This is a genomic window from Taibaiella helva (assembly GCF_003545695.1).
Taxonomy (GTDB): Bacteria; Bacteroidota; Bacteroidia; order Chitinophagales; family Chitinophagaceae; genus Taibaiella; species Taibaiella helva.
The window spans coordinates 194615-219200 of the sequence record NZ_QUZZ01000009.1; the positions used below are offsets into that span (position 1 = coordinate 194615).

Below are 24586 nucleotides of genomic sequence, written 5' to 3' on the forward strand. Positions count from 1 at the left end.
GACAATACGAGTAGTTAAAATGAAAGAACATGAAAAAGAAAAAAGTAAGTATCACTGGACTTAAGCTTCAGAAAGTAATTATTGCTGACCTGAATAGCGCAACAAAGGGAATAATTATCGGTGGAGGACCCTTGCAAACCGTACTGTACACCAATTGCCAATCGTGTCAGGATGAAAGTATAACGGACCATTGCGTACCCAGAGTCACTTTGGTCGGCCAATGTAGCGTTTCTCCCAGCGAATGTGTCCGATGCAACACCGTCACGTTCTGTGACTGGGGTTAAGCTGAATTGGACCTGTGCTTCTAATTGCAAGGCTATATTTGGTGCCGGCTGGATTTGTCTCGTTCTACCTGATAAGCATTTACAGCCCACAGGTTCGTTTCACACGAGAATGGACATGTAGTACAGAAGTCGGCAGATATGAAAGAGAAGTATCCAGACCATCAAAAAAGCAGCGCATGAATGCGCTGCTTTTTTGATGATACCGGACTTCGGAAAAAAATCAAGTATCTTCAGCACACAGCGGTGCCGGACTTCCTGCTTCCGCGTCAACTTATCGGCGAAAAGACAGGCAACCTGGTTAAATATAAACCTCTTGTTCGGTTCTCAATTAATATCATTAACTTGTCCGTAAATTAGGTTGCATGCTGTTTCCAGCAGCGATACCGATAGCAGGTCACACCGTTCATTTTCTTCGGGAACGGTACGCCGATTGATCCGGGCGTAACAGGATCGTAGCCCAAACACGCTAAACGATGAAAAAAATAAAGCTGAACACCAAGCATCCGCCACCGAATCAGGAAGAAAATGCCACATCCCGGCGATAGATTCCCTGCACCGGCAATAATACAACAAGCCATTCCGATAAACTTTCCGTAACGCATCGCTGCGCAACATTGTCTGCATACGACTGATGCGGCGATGGTGCTACGGCATCGCTGCAATGGCGCGATAGATACAGGAAATCCTGTATTTTGAAGTACCAGGGAATTCCGGATTAGAAAAACGCTGATCTTTGAGTCCGGGACCATGACCAATGGACTTCAGGCCTGGCCCTGCTCTTTGCCTTACCGGCGATACGATGGGATTATTGCCTGATGCGGAACGGGTGATTTCCCCCAAATTTGGCTTCTGCTGCATTCCGGCAGGTCTGAAAATCGTATCTTCATCATTCGCCCCATACCATCCGAATGGATGGTATGTGAAATAAAAATTTGTGAAAGTTAAATTATATAAATTGATAGCTTCGTAACTAGTTTCAAATTTGAAGGTTTAAACCAATCACTATGCTTCAACATTTTTCAAACATACTGTTGCGCACGCCACTGCAAAGCCTTAAGCTGTCGTACCGGCCGCTGTCGGGGACCAGCCCCATTTTCCAGGAAGGACTTTACCTTTCTTCACCGGAATACTGGAACGAGTTCCTGAAACGCGATGAGCTGAAAGGGAAGGATAAGGAAAAGCTGGAGCTCAGCTTTGCCAAATACTGGCTGCGCAGCTGCTCCCGCTGTACTCCCTACGGCACTTTTGCAGGCAGCCTTATGGTACCGGTAACTGATGAGGATACGAATATTACCCTGGCCGACAACAGCACCCATATGCGCCGGCTGCGGCTCGACATGAACTATCTGTCGGGCATTATACAGATGCTGGAACAGCAACCGGAGCTACAGGAGCAGCTGAAGTTCTATACCAACAACAGCCTGTATGAGCTGCCTGATGGCTTTCGCTATGCGGAATATACGATCGACAACAATACCCGCAGCTACCATTTGACTTCTATTGAGAAAACAGACTATATCAAAGCGGTGCTGGAACGCGCGCAGCAGGGAGCCGGCATCAGCGGGCTGGCTATGCTGATCCGCAGCATGGAGGATGTAACGGAAGAAGAAGCCCGCGAATTTATCCTCAGCATGATCCAGTCCCAGCTGCTGATCTCGGAGCTGGAGCCTTGTGTTACCGGTAAGGAGCCTCTGGACCAGCTTATCGACCAGCTGCAGGCCTTTACCGGGGTAGAAGAAGTGCTGTCGAAGCTGAAAGAGATACAGGCCATGATCCGTGAGCCTAAGGAAGGCGTGGCCTATCTCCGGGAGATTGAGCAACGGCTGAAAGACCTCGGCCTGGCCCTTGAAGTGCCTAAGAATACGCTGCAGACCGATCTCTATCTTTCCGTTGCCCAAAACTCGGTGAGCAAAGACCTGATCGAAGCCGTAGTGAAGCAAGCAGAAGAGCTTACCGTGCTGGCACGCCAGGGAAAGAACGGCGAGCTGGAAGATTTCAAGAAGAATTTCTTTAACCGTTACGAAGAAGGAGAAGTGCCCCTGGCCATTATTCTTGACGCCGATCTCGGTCTTGGCTATGCAGGAGTAAGAGACGAATCGGCCGGCGGCGGTCCCCTGGTCGATGATATCGGCTATGCCGGCGGCGGTGGCGGTGGCGGCGAGTTTGACTACCTTCAGCAATACACGCTGGGCAAATACAACGATTACCTGAAGCACAAGAAACCCTTCATCGAGCTCAAGCCCGAAGAGCTGAAAGAATTTGAAGGCCGCATCGCTTCCTTCCGCTTTGCCAACAGCATCCATGTGATGGGCAGCCTGATGAAGAAGGACGGACAGCTGGATCCCGAACATTTTTCCTTTGACCTTTCCGGTATGGGCGGTCCGTCGGCGGGCAACCTGCTGGGACGCTTTACCTCGGGCAGCGATGCGCTGCGCGATTTTACCCGCAAAGTGCTGAAAGCGGAAGAAACCGAACATAAAGATGCCTTATACGCCGAGATCGCGCACCTGCCTCAGGCCCGCATCGGCAATATCCTGCTGCGCCCTGTATTGCGCGGATACGAAATCCCTTACATCGGCAAGTCCGGGATCGATACGGAGCACCAGATCCCTGTCGAAGACCTGATGGTGAGCGTACGCAACAACGAAGTGATCCTGCGCAGCAAAAAACACAATAAAAGAGTGATCCCCAGGCTGACGACCGCGCATAACTTTGGCTACCGCAGCCTGCCGGTCTATAAATTCCTTTGCGACCTGCAGACCCAGGGACTCTCCTATGCCGGTGTATGGGACTGGGGCAACCTCGCGGCGCTGAAGCACCTGCCCCGCGTGGTGTACAAAGATCTGATCCTGTATAAAGCCACCTGGAAGGTTGAGGAGAAAGATATAAAGGATATGCCGAAGGAAAAGGAAGCCCAGAAAGCCTTCCTGAACAAGTGGCGCGAAGAAGCCAATATCCCGCAGCAGGTGGTTTATAAAGAAGGAGACAACGAGCTGCTGCTCGATTTCGGCGAGGAAGCCGGCATCGAATTGTTCCTGCATTACCTGAAGCGTTACAAGAACATTACGATCGAAGAATTCCTCTTTACGGAAGAGAACTGCATTGTAACCGATGGCGAAGGCAATCCCTTTACCAACGAGGTGATCATTCCGCTCAGCCGCGAACCGAAGAAAGAGGAAGCAGCGCCCGCTGGTAAGCCAAAGAAGGGACAAGAGAAAAAAGAAGCTGCCGTGGAGCCTGCCGCTGCTACGGAGCCCCTGGCTATCGCCGCAACCGCAGGTAACGTACAGAAGAAATTCACACCCTTCAGCGAATGGCTCTATTTTAAGATCTATTGCGGTACCAAAACGGCAGAAAAGGTGCTGAAGGAAAACCTGCTGCCTTTTATAGAGTCGGGCCTGGAGGAACAATTGTTTGAGAAATTTTTCTTTATCCGCTACCGCGACGACTTTTCGCATCTCCGGTTCCGTTTTTATAATAGCGACCCCGACAGGCAGCTGGCGGTGCAGAAGCAGCTCATGCTTTGCCTGCAGCCCCTGCTCGACAGCGGCATGATCGACAAGGTATCGGTCGACACCTATTCCCGTGAGCTGGAGCGCTACCACCATGAGTTTATCGAAGACGCCGAATTGTTGTTTCACAACGACAGCCTTGCTATCCTGCGATTCATCAATTTGCTGGAAGGCGCTGAGGGCGAGCAGTACCGCTTCCTCTTTGCAATGCGGGGCATCGATATCCTGCTGAGCGACTTCGGCCTGGAGCTGGAAGATAAAACCGAGCTGGCCCGCCAGATACAAAGCGGGTTCTTCAGGGAGTTTGGCGGACAGGCGCCTTTGCAGAAGTTGCTGAATGATAAATACCGCAAGCATCAGAAAAGCATTTTTCAGCACATGGACCCTTCTAAGGATGTGGAGAACGAGATCGACGAGGCCGTGGCCCTGTTTGCCATCCGCTCCGAAGAGAATGCGCCGGTAATCCAGCGCATGAAGGAAAAGCTGAAGGGCGCCGACAGCCGTAAGCTGTTCTTCGAGCTGCTGCCCAGCTATATCCACATGTACATGAACCGGCTGTTCGTAGCCCAGCAACGGAAATACGAGCTGGTGATCTACCACTTCCTGGAAAGATATTATTCATCACAACTGAGCATACAAAAAAAAGGAAAAACTGATGCCGTTCACCGTTTACAGACAACTTGATGCGATGGATTGCGGGCCTACCTGCCTGCGTATGGTAGCCAAGCATTACGGCAAGAACTACTCCCTGGAATACTTAAGAGAACAATCCTTTATTACCCGGGAAGGGGTAAGCCTGCTGGGTATCAGCGAAGCAGCGGAAAAGATCGGGTTTCGTACCCTTGCCGCGAAGATATCCTTTGCCCAGCTCGACGATGAGGCTACCTTGCCCTGCATCCTTCACTGGAACCAGAGGCACTTTGTTGTACTGCCCCCGCAGAACTATGACCGCAATAAAAAGAATGATAAGATACTGGTGGCCGATCCCGGCCACGGGCTGGTAAAGGTAGATCGCGAAACCTTCCTGCGCAGCTGGCTGGGAGACGGCAAAGAGGGGATCGTGCTGATGCTGGAGCCCACTGAAAATTTTTACCTGTCGAAAGAAGACCAGAAGGATACGAAGGGATTCAAATTCCTGTTCAGCTACCTGCGGCCCTACCGGAAGTTTGTGCTGCAGCTCTTTCTCAGCATCCTGGTGGCCAGCGTGCTGTCGCTGATCACGCCCTTCCTTACACAAGGACTGGTCGACTACGGTATCAATCATCAGAACCTGGGATTCGTGTACCTGGTGCTGATCTCGCAGCTGGTGCTCTTTGCCGGCAGCACGGCCATCGAAATGATACGCAGCTGGATCATGCTGCATATGAACAGCCGGATCAATATCAGCATTATCTCCGACTTCCTGATCAAGCTGATGAAGCTGCCTATACGTTTCTTCGATACCAAGATGATCGGCGACATCCATCAGCGTATCGGCGACCACAGCCGTATCCAGAGCTTCCTTACCGGTACAACCCTATCGACCCTGTTCTCGTTTGTGAACCTGTTTGTCTTTACGATCGTGCTGGCCATATACAGCCTTAAGATCCTGCTGGTGTTTGCTGTCTTCAGCATCGCGTCTATCGCCTGGATCGTATTCTTCCTGAAGAAAAGGAGAGAACTGGATTATAAGCGTTTCCAACGCATGAGCGATAACGAGAACGTCCTGTTTGAACTCATCACCGGTATGCAGGAGATCAAGCTCAACAATTGCGAGACCCCCAAACGCTGGGAATGGGAAAAGGTGCAGGCCAAGCTGTACAAGATCAGCGTGCAGGGCCTGGCACTGGGTCAGTACCAGCAGGTGGGCTCGGTGTTTTTTAACCAGCTGAAGAATATCCTCATCTCTTACATCAGCGCGAGAGAAGTGATGAGCGGCAATATGAGCCTGGGTATGATGCTTTCGGTAAGTTACATCATCGGGCAGATGAACAGCCCGCTGGATCAATTACTCGGTTTTGTGCAGGCGGCACAGGATGCCAAGATCAGCCTCGACCGTCTTGGTGAGATCCATAACCGCGAAGAAGAAGAGCTGGAAGGGTTGGTGGCTTTATCGCCGATGGAAAAGAAATCGGACAGCATCCTTCTGGAAAACGTATCCTTTCAATACGGTGGGCCGCAGTCTCCTTTTGTGCTGAAGGATATCAACCTCGAAATACCGGAAGGTAAGGTAACGGCGATCGTGGGTTCGAGCGGCAGCGGTAAGACCACCTTGCTCAAGCTGCTGCTGCAGTTTTACGATCCTACATCAGGGCGTATCATGATCGGCAGTAAAGAGCTGAAGCAGCTATCGCCCAAGTCCTGGCGTAACGAGTGCGGAACGGTAATGCAGGATGGCTTTATCTTTTCCGATACTATAGCCCGTAATATTTCTGTGAGCGATGAGCGTGTGGATATGAAGAAGATCATGCATGCTGTGGAAGTGGCCAATATCCGTGAATTTGTGGAAGACCTGCCGTTGGGTTTCCAGACCAAGATCGGTAACTCGGGCAACGGTATCAGCGCCGGGCAAAAGCAGCGGATGCAGATTGCAAGAGCCGTGTATAAAGATCCGCAGTACCTCTTTTTCGATGAAGCGACCAGCGCGTTGGATGCCAATAACGAGAAGGTGATCATGGAGAACCTAGACCGCTTTTTTGAAGGAAAGACGGTGGTGGTTATTGCACATCGTCTGAGTACAGTGAAGAACGCCGACCAGATCGTAGTGCTGGAAAAAGGCCAGATGGTGGAAGTAGGCACCCATGCCGAGCTTACCGCCAACAGGGGCCGCTATTATGAGCTGGTCAAAAATCAACTGGAACTGGGAAGCTAACCTGTCGACATTATGCCTGAAAACAACAATCATACTATGGAAGCGCCCAGGACCCTGGATGAGGTCCGGCCCGAAGACGATATCCGGAGCGAAGAGGTCCAGGAGATCATGGGGCGTATGCCTTCCTGGATCATACGCAGGGGCATCACCCTGGTAGCCATATTGCTCCTTGTCCTTTTTGTCGGCGCTTATTTCTTTAAATATCCCGATATCATCCCAGCGCGGGTGACCATCTCTTCAGCCAATCCGCCGGTAAAGCTGATTGCCCGCTCCAGCCTGCCGATACAAGGCATATTTGTGAAGGACAATGAAATGGTGCAGGAAGGGCAGCTGCTCTGCATTCTGACCAATGCAGCCGACTATAGCGACATGCAGCATATTCTGCCCGTTGTACAGCAGATCGATACTGCCCGCGATCTCGCCCGCCTGGTAGCTGGAGCGGAGGTGCCCACAGGCCTGCGCCTGGGCGATCTTCAATCGGTCTATGCTGAGCTGATACTGGCTGTCGAAGATTACCGCTTTTATCTGAAGCATAATGTATACGGCGCTACGGTAAGCAACCTGGAAAAGCAGGTCAGCTATAATAACCAGCTGAACCGGGAGCTGAGCGCCAAAGACAAGATGCTGAAAGAGCAGCTGGCGCTGCAGCATCGCCGTTTTTCTGCCGATTCCGACCTGGTGAAGAACAAAGTGATCTCTCGCGTGGAATATGAACAGTCGCGCAAGCAGATGCTGGACCAGCAAATGAACACAGAGGGTAACAAGAGCAGCATTATACAGAACAGCCTTCAGCAGGCGCAGTACGAGAAGAGCATTACCGATATCCGGCAGCAGCAGCGCAGCGAAGAAAATACGCTGCAGCAAAAGCTGAAGGATGTGGCCAGCCGCTTCCTGGGGCAGTATGCGCAATGGGAGCAAAGCTATATCCTGCGCAGTCCTGCCGCCGGTAAGGTCACCTTTTTCCGTTATTGGAAGGAGAACCAGTTTGTACAGGCTGGGGAAGGCGTGATGATGGTGGTACCGCCGACTCAGGAATATGTCGTACGCGGCGACATCGGTATCGACCGTTCGGGCAAGATCGAAGCGGGGCAGCAGGTGCTGATCAAGCTCACCGCCTATCCCTTTGAAGAATACGGTATGCTCCGCGGAAAGGTGGTTTCCCGTTCGGCCGTCGCGATGGACAGCACCTTTGTCCTGGATATCAAGCTGGAAAACGGATTGAACACCAATGCAGGAAAAGCGATCCCGGGACAACCACAGCTCTTCGGCCTGGGCGAGATCATGACAGAAGATAAAAGCGTATTGCAGCGCCTGTTTGAAAAGGTCTACGGTAAATGGCGGCGCTAATTACGTACAGTTCCGGCGCACAATATAAAAGTCACGCTATTGCAATAGCGTGACTTTTATATTGATAGAAGAGGTACTGCGCAATACTTCCGGCAGGTAGCGGTAAGATCAAAACATACCTTTATGGATCATGTGGTTTATCTTTACCCTCATGTTTGAGCAGATCGATAAGTTTGTAGACCAATGCCTGTTGCTTACGGCGGAAGAACGGGAGCTGTTCCATTCCCTGCTCCGGTTCCGCAAGGTGAGGAAGCGCAGCTACCTGCTCCAGGAGGGAGAGATATGCGACTTCGAGGCATACATTGTTAAAGGCTGTGTGCGTACCTACTATCTCAGCGACGACGGAACGGAGACGATCCTTTCCTTTGCCATAGAAGACTGGTGGGTAAGCGACCTGTACAGCTTTACGGAGCAGAAACCTTCCGACATGTTTATTGAGACCATCGAAGACAGCGAGCTGCTGATCATCGATCGCAAAGGCAAGGCGGAGCTTTATGAAAAGCTGCCCCAATTCGAAACTCTTTTCCGGCTGCTGGTACAACGTTCCCTGTTTGCCCTGCAGCGGCGCTTCCACAGTCTCGTCTCGCAAACAGCAGAGCAGCGCTACCTGGCCTTTGTCGACAAGTATCCGCAGATCGTGCAGCGCGTACCGCAAAACCAGATCGCGCGCTACCTGGGCGTATCGCCCGAATTTCTCAGTAAGGTAAGAAGCGCGATCATTAAACGGAGATGAGCCCGGCGGCTTAGCCGAAGATCAGCCGGTTGGCCAGCGCCAGCTCGTCCTTTGTAATGGTATGTCCCATGTTATCATATATTTTCTCTGTAACTATTGCACCCATTTGGATCAGTATAGCCGACGTATCTTTTACCCGCTGCGGCGGCACATGCGGGTCGGGATTGCTTGAGCCGATAAAGATGGGCATACCCTCAAAGGAACCTGAATAATGCTCCGGGTAGATACGATCGCCAATAAGCCCGCCGGTAAAGGCGGCAGCGCCACCATACCTGCGCGCATTGCGGGCCAGGAATTCCAACATCAGGCAGGCGCCCTGGGAAAAGCCAGCAAAATAGATCTGCTGCGGCGCCAGGCCCTGCTGTTCGATATCGCTTACCAGCTGCTTCAGCAGGTCCAGCGCGGAAGAGAGCCAGGGCTCATTCTGTGCTGGGGGCGCCAGGAAGGATTGCGGATACCAGGTATAGCCTGTGGCCTGCGGGGCCAGCAAGGCATAGCCGGGAACATGCAGCAGTCCCGCCAGCGACAGGATGTCGGCTGCAGCGCCGCCCCTGCCATGGAGCAGGATCAATGCCCTTTCCGCCGAAGCCAGCGCAGGTCCCTGGATGATTGTTTGTTCTGTGTGCATAATAATAATAATCGTTTGAGAAAGCATGAGCCACGCTCAGCGCGGCTCATGCTTTTGGGTTAGTATTGCTGCAGCGGTGGCAACGATTGCTCGATATCGCTCCTCATACCTTCGTATTGTTTCGGCAATTTCAGGTGGCTGCCCAGCTCCGCGAGCGGCTCATCTACGGTGAAGCCCGGGTTGTCGGTGGCGATCTCGAAAAGCACGCCGCCGGGTTCGCGGAAGTACAAGGAGAAGAAATAATCCCTGTCGATCTTTGGTGTGATCTGCAGCCCTTTGCCGAGCACCTTTTCCCGGTAGGCCATTTGTACCGTATCGTTCGCTACCCTGAAGGCAACATGATGGTTGGTGCCTGCTGCATTGCGCCCCGGCTGGCCTTCCGGTGTTTCCAGCAGGTCGATGATAGCTGCATTGGGTACCGCGTCGGTAATAAATCGGTAACGGTTGCCTTCCTGGGCCAGCAGGCGGTAGCCAAAGATGTCGGTCAGCACCTGTGCCGTAGGGTCTATCTTTTTCAAGGTTAAGGTTGTGCTGTGAAAGCCTTTGGTAGCAATATCTGCCTTAATGTCCCCGGTTGCCCATCCTTTCCTGGCATCGGCCTCTTTAGGTACCAGCAGCGCCAGGTTCAAGCCGTCGGGATCGGTAAAGGAAAGAAAGGTTTCGCCGAATCGCTCAGCGGCCGCTTCGTGCGGAACATGGAGCCGGGTAAAGCGGTCCTTCCAGAAATCGAGGCTGCCCGGGGGTACGGAATAGCCGATCTCCGTGGCCATGCCGGTTCCCGTTCTTCCCTGTCCTATACCTTCCCAGGGAAAGAACGTAAGAATAGTGCCCGGTGTTCCCTGCTCATCGCCATAATAGAAATGATAGGTTCCCGGATCGTCGAAGTTTACGGTTTTCTTTACCATCCGTAATCCCAGGGTCTGGGTGTAAAAATCGTAATTGCGCTGTGCATGGCCGGCGATCGCCGTGATGTGGTGCAGGCCCAGTATTTGCGGTTCGTTCATTGTGCTTGTTATTTAAAAGGTTGTTGTTCCATTGTTTTACGGATCTCGCTTTCCAGCAAGCCGCTGCCGCCGCCGAAATGGCGTATCATCCGCGCTTCGGGGAGGGAAGTCTTCATGATCTGTGTGAGGATGGCCTCATCCTCGCTGCTCACGCCAACGCACAGCAGCACAGCGTCATAGACGCCCTTTGCGAGCTTTGTCCGTGCTGCGTCCAGCGATAGCGCCAGGTCGCCCTGCCAATTGCCATGGCTGTTGATGAGCCGGTGTACCACCTCCATGATCGGCTGGTGATAGCCAATGGCCAGTATAGATATCGGTTGTGAAAGCATACGATGAAATTTAAAGGATTGTAGACAGGTCCATCGGTACTTCGATCAGCAGCAGGCTGGCTGCATCGGACAACGATTGCGCTGCTATCGCCTTGCTGTTGAGGATACCCAGGCCGTCTCTGGTCTGCAGGACTTTGCCCTCTATAGCAAATTCACCGGCGATGACAAAAGCATAAAGGCCGTTCCCTTCCTCCTGCAGCGGATACCGGACTTGCGCCCCTTTATCAAAGATACCCATACTCATCCAGGTATCCGGCCGTACGGCAATGCTGTGGCCGCTGCCACCGGGTCGGATAAAGGTATAGAGCTTGTTTTGCTGCTCTGCCAGGGGCAGGTTTGTGCGTGTATAGCGGGGCTTTGTATTCAGAGCGGCAGGATAGATCCATATCTGCAGGAAGCTTGCCGGCAGCGAGGCGCTATGGTTGTATTCGCTATGAAACAACCCGCTGCCTGCGCTGATCACCTGTACCTGCCCTGCCTGTACCACGGCGTTGTTGCCCAGGCTGTCTTCGTGCCGCAGGCTTCCGGAAAGCGGTATGCTGATGATCTCCATATTGTCGTGAGGATGGGAGCCAAATCCTTTTCCTCCGGCCAGAACATCGTCGTTGAGCACCCTCAGAGCGCCGAAGCCCATGCGCTTTGGATTATAATAATCGGCAAAGCTGAAGGTCTTTTTGCTGTCCAGCCGGCCGTTATGGTCAAGGCCCCTTGTGTCCGCTTTATGATGAACGTATTGTACCATGCTTTTCGGTTTGATATTGCAAATTTCCGATGCCGAAGCACCCTTATCCAATGAACTGGCTTAAGATCTGTACTTAATCTATATTAAGAATGACTACCCCGGAAGCTGAGCCTATCATTTTCTTTGTCCGCGGAAAACCTTCGCTGCCCTGTTTTCCAGGTTTTTACCTGTATCAATTGATGCTGTCTTCAAAGCGTAATATTTATATAACGTTTGGGTCCGGCTACCGCAAGAAACTCACGGCTACCTTTGAGGAATTTCTGCTCTATGTCTCCTGCCCAGATTGACCTGCTTCTTTTCGATTCCGTTAAAGCCGGTGATGTGCATGCTTTCAGGATACTGGTTGAGAAGTATTCCGGGCTGCTTCATACGCATTGTATGAAGTATATCAGGAACGAATGCGATGCTGAAGAGATTGTAGCAGATGCCTTTATTACCCTGTGGGATAAAAAGAGCAAGATCGATATTTCGAGCAGCCTGAAAGCCTACCTCTATGCTACGGTAAGGAACCAAAGCATCAATTACCTGCGTACGGTAAAGCATGCGCCGCCGGTTGAGACCATTGGCGAAGAAACGTCTTTGCTGCATGGCAGCAATACGGTGATCCATCCTTTCGATCCTTCTCCGGAGCAAACGATGAATGAACGGATGAAGCTGCTGGAAGAGGCGCTGGCGCTGCTTCCTCCCGCAAGAAGAAAAGTCTTCCTGATGTTCAGAAGCGGCTTGAAATACAGCCAGATCGCCGACCAGCTGAACCTTTCCGAAAAAACGGTGCGCAACCAGATCGACCGGGCCATAAAGCAGCTGCGGCAATATGTATCGGATGCCCTGCCCCTGGGCAATGCCTTTACGCTGTTCCTGCTCACTGCCTATGCCTTATGAATCGCTACACAAGCTTCTTTGCAGCGGAATATCCCGGCTGTTACTTTTCTGATAAAGCGTTAATAATTTCTTAACCCCGGCAGCATGGGAAAATGCAGCCTGCCCGCCGTCCCTTTTATAGAAAAGGAAGGCGTATGCCCTATTCCATCTCATTCAACTCTTTAAAACAGACTGCGCTTGAAAGCAAGTACCCCTGTAAACTGGCAATGCCTGGTGCATATTGCGAAAGGCTGCGCTACTGACGAGGAACAGCAGCAGGCGGAGGCCTGGATCGGAACCGCTCCCGAAGAGCACCAGCCTATATTGGACCATATCGTCGATCTGTACCAGCGCAGGAACGACGCAGAGGCTGCGCTGGGCGAACGCGTGCTTCAAAAAGTTGCGGCGGGACTGCCCGGCGTGTTTGCAGAAATGCCTGTTGTCGTTCCGATAGAGGCCGCGGGCGGGAAGCGATGGCGATCTTTGTTCGGCAAATGGGCCGTGGCAGCGGCTGCTGCCTTGCTGTTGCTGCTTACCTTTGGCCGGCAGGGGCTGATCCGTGATATGATCGGCGCGGGTCATCATGAGGAAACCTGGAAAGTGGTGTGCACGGCCTACGGACAGGAGGCAACAGTTGCTTTGCCTGATGGCTCTGCTGTACGGCTGGCGCCCGGCAGCCGGCTCAGCTATCCCGAACACTTTAAGGCCGGGGAAAGGCAGGTGCAGCTGACCGGCGCTGCTTTCTTTGATGTACGGAAGAACCCGCGGCAGCCCTTTACCGTGCAGACAGGGAAGTTGTTCACCAAAGTGCTCGGTACCAGCTTTGAAGTGGTAGCTTATCCCGGCGAGCTGCAATCTACAGTGACCCTGATCACCGGTAAAGTACTGGTACACCAGCGCAACAGTCGTAATCAATGGCAGGCGCTTGCCTGCCTGACACCGAACAAAAAGCTTACCCTGAAACACCAGACGGTAACATTTGTGGTCGACTCGATCAGTAACCGTACGAGCAGCGATATCCGCGACGGCAGGCTGGTCTTTGAGAACGCTACGCTTGCCGGTATCGCCGCAGGGCTGGAAAGACGGTTCAATATCCGTACCCGTTTTGCGCCGGGCTGCCGGCCGGCAAAGCACATCTCCGCCACTTTTGACCAATCGATGAGCCTGCAGGATATCAGCCTTGTGCTGAGCAGAGTATCCGGCTTGCACATTACTTCCGGGAAGGACAGCATGTACATCAGTTATTAACCAGGCCATTAAAAACTTTACCCTCAATGCGGCATCCGCTACAAATTACTTTTGCTTTACGAAGCTACGCGCTCCGGTTTAGTCTTGTCTTTTTATTCCTGTGTACGGCAACGGCTGGCACAGTGCTGGCACAGTCCGGCGCCTTATCCGATGTCAGCTGTTCCATTACTTTCAGCAATAATTCGCTTAAGGAAGCATTGCACCGGCTGGAAGGCCAGATACCCTACCGTTTTGTCTACACGGAAGAAGATCTTCCCGGCGATATAAAGATCAATGGCGTTTACAGCCAAACGGCATTGACAAAAGTGCTGGATGCCTTGCTGCTGCGGCATCAGCTGACGTACAGCCTGATCAGGAACAATATTGTTGTCAGTAAGGCGGCACCGGTGAAAAAGCCAAAGAAAGGAGATCTTTCCGGTGCGATCAGGGACAAGCGCACCGGGGAAACGATTATCGGCGCCGTGATCTCCGTGGGAGGGCAGTCATTGCAAAGCGATATGGAAGGACTGTTCCGCACGGAGCTGGAAGAAGGCAGCTATACGCTGACCATTACCACGATTGGCTACCAAACGCTGGTGCAGGAAAATGTCAGGGTAAGGGCGGACCAGGATACGCATCTGGCCATCGATATGAGCCAGGATGCTACGGCCCTGAACGAGGTCGTGGTAACAGAGCGGAAGCTGATGGGCTCCAACATTGCGCTGATCGACCAGATCCGCTCGGCCCGCTCGGTGGTCACTGGTATTTCCCGGGAGCAGATCGGCAGAAGCCAGGACCGCGACGCTGCCGAAGTGGTACGCCGGGTGCCGGGTGTAAGCGTGATCCAGAATCGCTTTATCGTGATCAGGGGCATTCCGCAACGTTATAATTCCGTATTGCTGAATAATGTGACGGCGCCAAGCTTCGAGGCCGATAGCAGGGCCTTTTCTTTTGAGACCATACCCAGCAGCGTCATCGACCGTATCCTCATTTACAAAACGGCGGTGCCTGAGCTGCCGGGTGATTTTTCAGGGGGTATTGTCAAAATATTTACAACCGATGTACCTTCCAGGAACGACCTGAACATTACTTACCAGGCATCAGTAAGGCCCAATACGACCTTCAGGGATTTTTACGAACAAAAGCAGGGGAAGTATGCCTGGCTGGGCTTCGACGATGGTACCTATAAGCTTCCCAAAGTCGTATCGCCCGAAAACCCGGGCGATATGGATTATAGCCCCTACCTGAATCAAAACTGGACGGCGCTTCAGCATACGGCAGTGCCGGATCAACGGCTGGGCCTGGATTTTACGCGCAGCATACCCTTATCATCCAGCCTTGACCTGGGCATTGTCGCCAGCGCCAATTACAGCAACGTGTACCAGAGCCGCGTCATATCACGCAACCCGGGGCAATCGAGGGCAGACCTCGGGCGGTTCCAGATCGGGTACAACCTGGTCGACAAGATGAATGAGCATGATGTAAGAGTAAATGGTATGGCTAACGTTTCGCTGAACATCAATAAGGGTCGCCATATCATCTCGTTCAGGAACCTGTATACCCACCTGGGCAGCTTCCAGTATATCGACCGCAGGGGTATCGTCCAGTCAGATAACGACGACGGCCTGGGCCTTACCCAGGGCATGTATATGAAGAACCAGGTACAGAGCAATTCGTTCAAAGGCATTTATACCGGGCAATTGAGTGGGACGCATCGCTTGTTTGGCAGCACACAAGCCGACTGGCTTCTGGGCTATACCAAAAGCATATTCAACGATCCCGATCAGCGTACGCGCATACAGACGACGCCCAGGCAAGGTAATATATCAGACAGTACGGGACAGCTGATCTGGCAGGAACCCTACAATGTAGATGGCGTGGGTAATGCAGCACAATGGCGCCGTATGTTCCTGTACCTTCCTGAAGAGACCAGAACGCTCGCGCTCAATCTTACGCAACCGCTGGTTATCGGCGGCTTTAAGCCAGTGCTTAAGGCCGGGTTTTATTTTGAGAAAAAGGAGCGCACCTTTTCTTTCGACTGGCTGAACCTGAACGCGGGCAAGGGTGCAGGTACGGCCCCCGTCCTGCTGTATAATGCCAATCCAAATGGCTACTATAATGCCAGCAATAAAGTCATCGCCGGCTATATGGCGGCAGAGCTGCCGCTTACTACGAAACTCAGCCTCTATGGCGGCTTGCGTATAGAACATTACAGCCTGAACCTGGTCGGTACGCATTGGGCCACTACAGGGCCTTTGGCCGGAGCAGTAACTGTCGACACCCAGATGGTTTCCCTGCTGCCTTCCGCCAACCTGAGCTATAATCTCTCGGATAAAAGCCTGTTGCGGGTGGCTTATGCCCGGACCCTTAACCGCGCCGAATTCCGCGAGCTGGCGCCTTTCAAATATTTTGACCTGAACCTGTTTCAGGTTACCTATGGTAATCCCGATATGCGGCCGCAAGTGGGCATACATAATGTTGATCTCCGCTTTGAGCATTATCCCGGCACCGGCGAAATGTTTGCTGCCGGCGTGTTCTGCAAATATTTCAACCATCCGCCCGAGCTCTATGCTCAGGATATGGGCGGTAGCGGCAATACCTACTTCTGGGGTAATGCCGAAAATGCTACTGTGTATGGCGCAGAAGTAGAGCTGATGCTGGGCTTGCAGCGGTATTGCAAAGGCAGCTCCTGGACGGCAAAGCAGCTGCAGAAGATCTCGGTGCTGGCCAATGCGACCTATAGCTTCAGCAGGGTAGCGATGGCCGATAGCTTTATCGCTTTCGGGCAGGTGATGAAATTCGGGGAAAGCGTAGTGCGCAACCGGCCTTTGTTCGGGCAGTCGCCGTACCTGATTAACCTGGGTGTAAACTTTACCGACCGTGAGCTGGGGCTCGAAGCCAATATCGCTTACAACATCATCGGTAAACGGATTCTCAATGTAGGATCCCGCAACAATCCCAATACCTGGGAGATGCCCCGCCATTCGCTTGACCTCACGCTGGCGCAGCGTATTGGCAGGCATCTGGAGCTAAGGGGCGGCATACAGAATATACTGAACAGCAGGTTCCGCCTGATGCAGGATGCCGACTACAACGGCGCCTTCGATAAAGATCCCGATATATATGCCGACGATGCGGCACGGGACAACCGGTTTCAAAGCTGGTACGAAGGGACTTATTATACCCTGGGCCTCCGCTTTCACCTGAACCCCGCACGTTGAACGCCTGGCGGCAATAACCCTCTTCTTTTTCCTGATCCCTTTTACTATGATGCTTTTATAAAGCTGCGGCAGCTTTATGTCTTTTACCCAACGGGAGGGGCCAGCTACGAAGCAGCGGAGCTAACGATTCCATAATATAAAAACCGTGGGCAAAAGCAAGGCTTTCCCTGTCCTAGTAGCGAACCCTTGCAAGGCGGAACACCACTACAAAAATCAAAAAAACTAAAATCAAACCTTATGAACAAAACATTGATGCTGATGGCTGCCGCAACCCTTTTTGCCGGCGCTGTTTCGGCCCAGGATACCTTATCCGGCAACATCACAGCCAACAGGACACTGACCAGCAACAGGTGCTATTACCTGAGGGGATGCGTTACCGTTAAATCCGGTGTGATCCTCAATATCCAGCCCGGCACCAAGATATTCGGCCTGGCTCCGCTCAGCCCTTCTCAGCTGTCTACTGCAGGTGCCCTGATCGTTGAGCGCGGCGCTAAGATCAATGCAGCCGGTACAGCCAGCGCGCCTATCGTATTTACCTCCTCCAAGCCTGCCGGTTCACGTGCCCGCGGCGACTGGGCTGGTATCATTATTGCCGGTAATGCTCCTATCAACGTTCCCGGCGGCACTTACCAGGTAGAGGGCGCCTGCGTGCCCGTACTGGCTGGCGGCACCGTCGTTGGCGATAACTCCGGTGTAATGACATTTGTACAGATCCACTATGCCGGTATTGCTTTCTCTCCCGATAATGAGATCAACAGTCTTACGCTGGCGGGTGTAGGTAACGGTACAAAGATTGAAAACATCCAGGTAACGAATGCCAACGATGACGCTTTCGAATTCTTCGGCGGTACGGTGAATGCCAAGAACCTGATCGCACTGGATACAAGGGATGATGACTTTGATACCGACCTGGGCTATAACGGTAAGATCCAGTTCGGTCTTTCTATCCGCAAAGACACTGCTTCTCATGATATCTCCGGCTCTAACGGTATTGAATCTGATAACAACAATGTGTCACCCGACTACCTGGGCACACCCAAGACCCGCGCTATCTTCAGCAACTTCACTTTCATCGGGCCCAAATACTGCAACCCCGGTATCACACTGAGCGCTGAATACGACAACGGCGCCCTGATCCGCCGGAATTCTGCACATTCCCTGTACAACAGCATCGAAACTTCATGGCCCGACAATGGGCTGTTCGTGAAAGACGCTCCTACTGTAGTGAACACTTCCCTGACTTCAGGCGATATGCTGAACTATTCTTTCAACTCCCTGTACGACAACGGCACCAACTTTACCGGCTCTACCTGGACCGGCGGTTGCGGCGCTTCTATCCTGGCCTGGGCCAATGTAGGCGCACTCGGTACCGGCTGCCTGGAATCCGGCAACCAGACACCCGGCGGCGTTCCTGCCTTCACCAATGCAGCCAGCATCAAGGGCAACTACTGCTCTGCCAATCCTAATTTCGCACAGGCTGTTATGCTGGATACTGCCGATTTTAAAGGCAGCGATCTGACATCAGGATTTACCGTGGTAAAGTATCGCGGCGCTTTCGGTACTACCGACTGGACTGCCGGCTGGACCACATGGTGCCCCCAAGGCCAGGTGTACAGCTGCGGCACTGGCTTTGCAGCGCTGGCCAGGCCTGCAGCTACTGTACGCTTCGCTCCTAACCCAGCCAGCAATAGCACGCAGGCGATCTTTGAAGCTACTCAGCTGGGTAACGCCCAGATCAGCATCATCGACCAGATCAGCGGTCAGGTGCTGAAAGTAGTGAACACCAACGTTACCGTGATCGGCGAGCAGAATGTATCGCTGGACGTTAACGGTCTGAAAGCCGGTACCTACCTGGTTACCGTTCGTCAGAAAGATGGCAGTACCATCAACGGACAACTTGTTGTTTTATAGTTTATATTTTCATCGTTTGTAATCGGGGGAGAAACCTTATATAGGTTTCTCCCCCTTTTTGTATGGTCATTATTCAGCCCGCGGCCTGTATCGCAGCGGAAGAAAGGCGTCTTTACCCGGTCATTCCGGGAAGCTTAATAATTCGGTAATGCTGCAGCGTGGGCAGGTACATTCCTCTTTACGTCATAGCAGTGATCCATAGCCGGCCGGCCGGTTCCCTTTGACATATCCGATCATCTACACAACCATATTATGAACAAGAAATTACTTTTACTCCTGGCAGGCGCCTGCAGTCTTGTCAACATGCATGCGCAGACCCAGCCCTTTACAGAGCTCTTTTGCCCTGTAGACACTTCTTTTGCCGGCGATTCCCTTGTGGTACCACAAAGCCCCCTGAAGTACAGCATCCTGCTGCGGGAAGGCGACCTGGCGCATAACCTGGAAAAGAGCAACAGCGCGCCGGTTAAAGGTGGCTTCGGAGCCCTGGCCTACGATTCCAAAAATATAACCCAGTTCTCTGCCAACGGGATCAATACCAGTATCGAAGGCGACCTTTACCTCAGCCTGAGAGATAATAAGACCGGCATCACCGGTAACGGTGGCGGCTACCTGAAAATGCATGTACAGAAGAACAGCGACGATACCTGGTCTGTAGTGCCGCAGTCCCCGGGCGGGAATAATATTAACTACCGCATGTATGATATCGACGGCCTGGGCGGCAGCTTCGGTAACAATGGCCTGCATATCGGCGCGCAGACGACCTCTTCAGAAAATGAGAAAGGCAACCTGTTCCTGTATGAAAGCCTGGCCGCCGGCAATGCCGATCTGCAACCCGGCATCACCGAGACAGGTAGCTATGCGCTGCCTGCCGGATCGGTAGAAGGCGGCCCCGCGGCCATCGAACGTTATCAGAACATGGGCTGGCTGCTGGAAGCGGACCGTACCACTGGAAAAATAGTACGCAAGCTGTATGCTGCCGGTCGTGCCGATATCGGTGGTATGCTCGCGCAATCGACCAAAAATGATCTGAGCGTACCCGCTGCAGATAATATCGACATCATCTACACCACCCAGACCCAGCCGGCGGTGCTGCTGCGCTATAACCATTCCGAAAAGGGCATCTATGCCTTTAAGCAGGATGAGAACAGCAACGAAGGCGACTGGCTGCTGCTGAATGAAAAGGATGTGGACGGCTCCCTGTTCCCTATTGACTTTACGCAGCTGCTGGACATCCGGAAGCTGGCGCTGCAAAAAGGCGCGACCATGTTCAACCGTCTGGGTAACCTGGTAAAGGCCGAACGGACAGATGGTCTGCATTATATGTTGGCAGAGACCGGCGGCGAAGATGCCGGGGAATCCTTTACCAATCCTGCGCTTACTTTTGGCGGTAAGCTGGCGCAGCATTTAAAGCCACGCCTGCAGGGCGCCAAGCTGTTCGATCCTTATGGCCGCATACTGGACCTCAGCAAAGACATGAACACCGGGAAATGGACGATCAAGGTGCATATCGAAGGCGGCATCTCTATGGATGGCCGTTATATTTTCTCCAATCCCAAACAGATCAGCAACCTGGGCTTCAGCTATTTTGACTTCAATACCTTTGAGAACGTGCAAAAGAATTACCTCCTCATGAACGAAGAGGTGCCCAATGCGGGCTACCGGAGAAACCCGGCACAGGTCTACGATGAGGATAGCCTGATCAATGAGGTCTATGTGCTGGACCTGGACAAGACCAACCCCGACCCGAGCAGCCTGCGTCCCTTCGCCATAGCCCCGCGCGGCGCCGAGATACAGTCTGTATTCGGCTACAACGCCGAATTCTCGCCGGTCTTCCTCAGCATACGCTATCCCAATTCCACGAATTCCACCTACAATAGATCGCTGGTGATCGCGGTGAGCAACCTGGAAGCGTATTTTGAGAATCCCTCTTCCTGCGGATGGGTAGCGCCGCCCCCCGGTTACGATCCAGAGACCGGTAACCCGGTAACACCGCCGGTTTCCATCAACGATCCCAGAGCAACGCTTCCTTTTTTCGAGGTATGGCCCAATCCTGTCAGCCGTACTTTGTTCTTTTCTGCTAGGCAGCAGCATGTATGGCTCTACGATGTCCGCGGCGTGCTGCAGAAGCGGGCCAGCCAGGTTAAGGAGCTGAATATCGCAGACCTCGTGCGCGGTACCTATTTCCTGCAGAATGACAAAGGACAGCAAAAGAAGATCATTATTCAATAATTCAGCCGGAGCGGGCTGCAGCAACATATGACTGCCCCTGTTCTGTCAATACGCCGTTACATGAGCCTGAAAAGCCCGCTCCATCTATTATTCTTGCTGCTGTTTTTTTTTACCGCCGCGGTATTTACCTCCTGCAGGAAAGAAGAAGATGGCTTTACCTTCCCGGTGGTTCCTTATGAGCCGCCGCCACCGCCCGCAACAGAGCACGATACTGTCATCAGTGTTACCGCCCTGCTGAATAACGATAGCTTTACCGCCCTGGGCAGAGCATTGACACCCTCAGCCGAAGGCCTGGAATTTTCTTTTCTCAGCCTGGATGGCAATTCGCTGTTTGTTGTGCTGGGGGCCGATACGCCGGGCACCTATGAAATGCAAAGGAATGTATCAATTCATACAGCTGTGTACTATGTGCCGCAGCAAACCGAAACAAAAAGCTTCACGAGCAGGGCAACCACAGATGCAGGTGGCAGATTTACCGTTACGCTTGTCGATACCGTGAGCCACAGGATCAAAGGAACTTTCAGCCTGCTGCTTACCTCGAGAACTTACCCCGAGCGCTATGATTTCAAAGAAGGCGCATTCGATATCCTGTACAATTTCATGGAGATGACCCTGGAGGGCCGGAAGATGACGGCCGCCGGCCAGTCGCCCAGTAATTTGAACCAGGGCTCGGCAACGGCGCCCTACCTGGATAACATCGGCTTTGGTTTTGCCGATGGCAGCTCGTTCCTTATTTCTGCCGGCGCTTATACCGGGACTAAGACGTACAGCAGCACCGTTGCTTATAAAAACAGCCAGGGCAAAACATTCCAGGCATCCGGTGTACCAATGATGCTGATCCGCTATCATTACGGACAATTCATGCAGGCCGAATACGGCCCGGCAGAGCTGGTAGCGGCTGATGGCGAAAAATTAAGAATGGCGGAAGGCCGCTTTGTGCAAGGTAATACACAATAGCCTAAGTGGATCAGGAAAGTTTTATAGAAACCCGCTCTGAAAGCGGGTTTCGCTATTGAAGGACATCAGAACCGCTTGCAGCTTACAACGCCTGATTTTCTTCCGGATGCTGTAAAAATGGGATCAACTGGCACCCCTGGGGGATTACAGGGTGTACCGGGTAACGTTATGAAGACTTCAAATCATTACGAAAAGGATAAGATAGCACAGTCCGGGGCAACGCCACTTATACGCAGGTCTTCCCGATCTCATAGAATGAGAAAGGTTTGCAGGTAATCCTATAGCGATCCGCGCTATAGGGCTCCGTAGGAGCCGAATGTTTGCAGCGCTTATACGCAGGCCTTTCCGATCTCATAGGAAAGGTTTGCAGATGATCTTATAGCGATCCGCGCTATAGGGCTCCGTAGCCGAACGTTTGTAGCGCTTATACGCAGGCCTTCCCCATCCCATAGGAAAGGTTTGCAGATGATCTTATAGCGATCCGCGCTATAGGGCTCCGTAGGAGCCGAACGTTTGTAGCGCCGGCACAAACAAACATACATTGCTCCGTAGGAGCAAAACCAGGGTTGCTAAGGACCGATATTCTGTAATTCAGCTAATTTTTATTGTTTATCAATAAAAATTAGCCTATATTTGTGATATGCTTTTAAAAAATGAACTCTTATGAACATTAGCGCGAAGCCGGTATTGAAAATACTGCATGTCCTGTCATGGATCATATTCGTAGGCGTATGTATCGAAGCCGGTGGCTTTATCGTCAACGCTTTTTTTGCCCTGGTTAACCCGAAGGTCATCAGTCGTCTCTGGCAGCAAGCCGATCTGTCGGCCTTATCGCGGTACGACAATGGATATTTTTTTGTTATGGTGCTCTTCATGAGCATTGTTGCCTTGCTGCGTGGGCTGCTGTTTTACCTGATCATAAAGCTGCTGTATGAAAAGAAGCTGGACCTGGCCCAGCCTTTCAGCCGGGAGCTCAGGCGATTTGTGCTCAACGTGGCCTACCTGTCTTTCCTGATCGGTCTGTTTTCGGTATGGGGCAGCGCCTATGCAGGTTGGTTGGTGAAGCTGGGGGTACCAATGCCCGATGCAGCGCAGCTACGATTAGGCGGCGCCGATGTTTGGCTGTTTATGAGCATTATCCTTTTTGTCATTGCCCAGATCTTCAGGCGTGGAATTGAGATGCAAACCGAAAACGAATTAACGATATAGCTATGCCGATAATTGTAAATCTTGATGTGATGATGGCGAAGCGGAAAATGTCGCTGAACGAGCTTTCCGAAAAAGTCGGCTTAACTTTATCCAATCTCTCTGTGCTTAAAACAGGCAAAGCCAGAGCCATACGCTTCAGCACGCTCGAGGCCATTTGCAAAACGCTGGACTGTCAGCCGGCCGATATCCTGGAGTATAAAGAGGAATAGTCACACCGGGTCTTCCCGGCGAATAGACAGCTGCCGATCGCAAGCCGGAATGTGCTGGTGAAGACACGGCTGCAGCCCATCAAGATAATTCCCGGGTAGAAAGGGATGTATCTTAGCGGGGGATCTTTTCTACTGCTTAAGGAGTTTAACGTTGCGTAGCTATTCGCTTTATGCGCATCACAATGTTCTCTTTCATCGCAGCGTTCGCTGCGATGAAAGAGAACGCTTTTATTAAGGTGAACTTTAGCTTTTGGCATTCGCTGCGCTCCCTTCTTTATTTCCTGCTTGACCCAGTTAGCTTTCCCGCTGCGCTTCGTGTTGGAGGCAGACGACACCCGAGCTGAAAGCATGCGTTTTCAGGAGCCTCAATGGTTGTTTTTCTTTGATGCCTTTAAATACCGGAATGCCTTCACCTAACAATACGGGATTGATGAAGAGCCAGCATTCATCGATCAGGTTTTCTGCCAGAAGAGCGTGTGCGGTGGTGGGACTTCCGAAAAGCAGCATTTCTCCTGCCATTTCCTGCTTTAATTTGCGAAGGGCAGTGGCATAGTCTTTCCCGATCACCGTTGTATTGGTCAATGTCGCCTCATTCAGTGTAGTTGACAAGACCACCTTATGCGCGTTCTTGTACCAGGCGGCATGTACCCTGTCGTGCTTGCTTGCACCGGGTTGCTCCGCTGCGGTTGGCCAATAGCTTTCCATCATCTGGAAGGTAACCCTTCCATATAAAGCCGTATTGGTTTTGGAGATCCTTTCTTCTACGAAATCGAAAATTTCCTGGTCTGCATGGATCCAGTCCATTTCACCCTTTTTGCCGGCGGCAAAGCCATCGAGCGATGTATGCATGAATAAGACGATCTTTCCCATATGGGTTCTTGTTTGAATTGAAGATTGTTTATGTCGATGTTATTTTATACAAAGCTCGCAGAAAAACCGGTAATGGAATCGGGTAAAGCCGACAAATAACGGGTGTATTTACGACAAAATAGTACTGCTTATTTTTATCCTTGCAAAAGGATAAATGTTTTGGCTCGTCTCAGCCGGTCGGGATGTGCAAGGGCCTGAACGGCGGCATTCTTTTGAGCAACCCTGGTTTTGCTCCTACGGAGCAATCTATGTTTGTTTGTGCCGGCACTACAAACGTTCGGCTCCTACAGAGCCTATAGTGCGATAATAGATTCATCTGCAAGCAATTTGCTGAAATGATATTGGATCAATCGTAAAAGTTGGGGGGAGAAGATAATTAAGCATAGATATTTGCGAGCCTGAAGAGGAAGAAAGGGATGTCTCTTACACCCCTGGAAGAAGAACGGAAGGATTTAATTTTAG

General features: G+C 52.0%; 18 protein-coding genes. 13 read left to right on the forward strand and 5 right to left on the reverse strand.

Annotated features, from left to right (window positions below; genetic code table 11):
• Positions 1-29: 29 nt before the first annotated feature.
• From DZC79_RS21890 to DZC79_RS15490, 5 genes are all read left to right on the forward strand, one after another.
• Positions 30-284 (forward strand): class I lanthipeptide, encoded by a 255-nt coding sequence (locus DZC79_RS21890; RefSeq protein ID WP_198666908.1) that lies wholly within the window; start codon positions 30-32, stop codon positions 282-284.
• Between the two features lie 1004 nt (positions 285-1288).
• Positions 1289-4480, forward strand: a complete 3192-nt coding sequence (locus DZC79_RS15475; RefSeq protein WP_118952509.1) for a lantibiotic dehydratase — start codon at positions 1289-1291, stop codon at positions 4478-4480.
• On the forward strand, positions 4452-6647 hold the full coding sequence (locus tag DZC79_RS15480; protein ID WP_118952510.1) for a peptidase domain-containing ABC transporter: 2196 nt from the start codon (positions 4452-4454) through the stop codon (positions 6645-6647). Before DZC79_RS15475 ends, DZC79_RS15480 begins: the two co-directional genes overlap by 29 nt.
• 12 nt (positions 6648-6659) lie before the next feature.
• On the forward strand, positions 6660-7994 hold the full coding sequence (locus DZC79_RS15485; RefSeq protein WP_118952511.1) for an HlyD family secretion protein: 1335 nt from the start codon (positions 6660-6662) through the stop codon (positions 7992-7994).
• 130 nt (positions 7995-8124) lie between these two features.
• On the forward strand, positions 8125-8727 hold the full coding sequence (locus tag DZC79_RS15490; protein WP_232831846.1) for a Crp/Fnr family transcriptional regulator: 603 nt from the start codon (positions 8125-8127) through the stop codon (positions 8725-8727).
• Between the two features lie 10 nt (positions 8728-8737).
• Here DZC79_RS15490 and DZC79_RS15495 read toward each other — a convergent pair whose 3' ends face one another.
• The 4 genes from DZC79_RS15495 to DZC79_RS15510 are packed head-to-tail and all read right to left on the reverse strand — an operon-like array spanning position 8738 to position 11430.
• Complete coding sequence (locus tag DZC79_RS15495; protein ID WP_118952512.1) at positions 8738-9355, reverse strand: alpha/beta hydrolase; 618 nt, start codon at positions 9353-9355, stop codon at positions 8738-8740.
• Positions 9356-9414: 59 nt separating this feature from the next.
• The gene (locus DZC79_RS15500) at positions 9415-10359 is read right to left on the reverse strand and encodes a ring-cleaving dioxygenase (protein WP_118952513.1); all 945 of its coding nucleotides are present in this window, start codon (positions 10357-10359) and stop codon (positions 9415-9417) included.
• 8 nt (positions 10360-10367) lie between these two features.
• On the reverse strand, positions 10368-10688 hold the full coding sequence (locus tag DZC79_RS15505) for a response regulator receiver protein (protein WP_118952514.1): 321 nt from the start codon (positions 10686-10688) through the stop codon (positions 10368-10370).
• A gap of 10 nt (positions 10689-10698) precedes the next feature.
• The gene (locus tag DZC79_RS15510; RefSeq protein WP_118952515.1) at positions 10699-11430 is read right to left on the reverse strand and encodes a pirin family protein; all 732 of its coding nucleotides are present in this window, start codon (positions 11428-11430) and stop codon (positions 10699-10701) included.
• Between the two features lie 267 nt (positions 11431-11697).
• Between DZC79_RS15510 and DZC79_RS15520 the strand changes: the two genes are divergently transcribed.
• The 8 genes from DZC79_RS15520 to DZC79_RS15555 all read left to right on the forward strand — a co-directional run bounded on the left by DZC79_RS15520 (position 11698) and on the right by DZC79_RS15555 (position 23254).
• A complete protein-coding gene (locus tag DZC79_RS15520; protein WP_118952517.1) occupies positions 11698-12312 on the forward strand; it encodes an RNA polymerase sigma factor in 615 nt (204 codons plus the stop codon).
• A 177-nt stretch (positions 12313-12489) separates the two neighbouring features.
• Positions 12490-13539, forward strand: a complete 1050-nt coding sequence (locus DZC79_RS15525) for a FecR family protein (RefSeq protein ID WP_118952518.1) — start codon at positions 12490-12492, stop codon at positions 13537-13539.
• 26 nt (positions 13540-13565) lie between these two features.
• Complete coding sequence (locus DZC79_RS15530; RefSeq protein ID WP_118952519.1) at positions 13566-16739, forward strand: TonB-dependent receptor; 3174 nt, start codon at positions 13566-13568, stop codon at positions 16737-16739.
• A 237-nt stretch (positions 16740-16976) separates the two neighbouring features.
• On the forward strand, positions 16977-18650 hold the full coding sequence (locus tag DZC79_RS15535; RefSeq protein WP_118952520.1) for a T9SS type A sorting domain-containing protein: 1674 nt from the start codon (positions 16977-16979) through the stop codon (positions 18648-18650).
• A 252-nt stretch (positions 18651-18902) separates the two neighbouring features.
• Complete coding sequence (locus tag DZC79_RS15540; RefSeq protein WP_118952521.1) at positions 18903-20879, forward strand: T9SS type A sorting domain-containing protein; 1977 nt, start codon at positions 18903-18905, stop codon at positions 20877-20879.
• A gap of 60 nt (positions 20880-20939) precedes the next feature.
• The gene (locus DZC79_RS15545) at positions 20940-21836 is read left to right on the forward strand and encodes a hypothetical protein (RefSeq protein ID WP_198666909.1); all 897 of its coding nucleotides are present in this window, start codon (positions 20940-20942) and stop codon (positions 21834-21836) included.
• A 663-nt stretch (positions 21837-22499) separates the two neighbouring features.
• Positions 22500-23045 carry a DUF2975 domain-containing protein gene (locus tag DZC79_RS15550; protein ID WP_118952523.1) on the forward strand — a complete coding sequence of 182 codons (546 nt, stop codon included), beginning with the start codon at positions 22500-22502 and terminating at the stop codon, positions 23043-23045.
• Positions 23046-23047: 2 nt separating this feature from the next.
• Positions 23048-23254, forward strand: coding sequence for a helix-turn-helix domain-containing protein (locus DZC79_RS15555; RefSeq protein WP_118952524.1), 207 nt, complete (start codon positions 23048-23050; stop codon positions 23252-23254).
• Between the two features lie 294 nt (positions 23255-23548).
• On the opposite strand, the gene DZC79_RS15560 is transcribed toward DZC79_RS15555, so the two are convergent.
• Complete coding sequence (locus DZC79_RS15560; RefSeq protein ID WP_118952525.1) at positions 23549-24124, reverse strand: dihydrofolate reductase family protein; 576 nt, start codon at positions 24122-24124, stop codon at positions 23549-23551.
• Positions 24125-24586 lie beyond the last annotated feature (462 nt).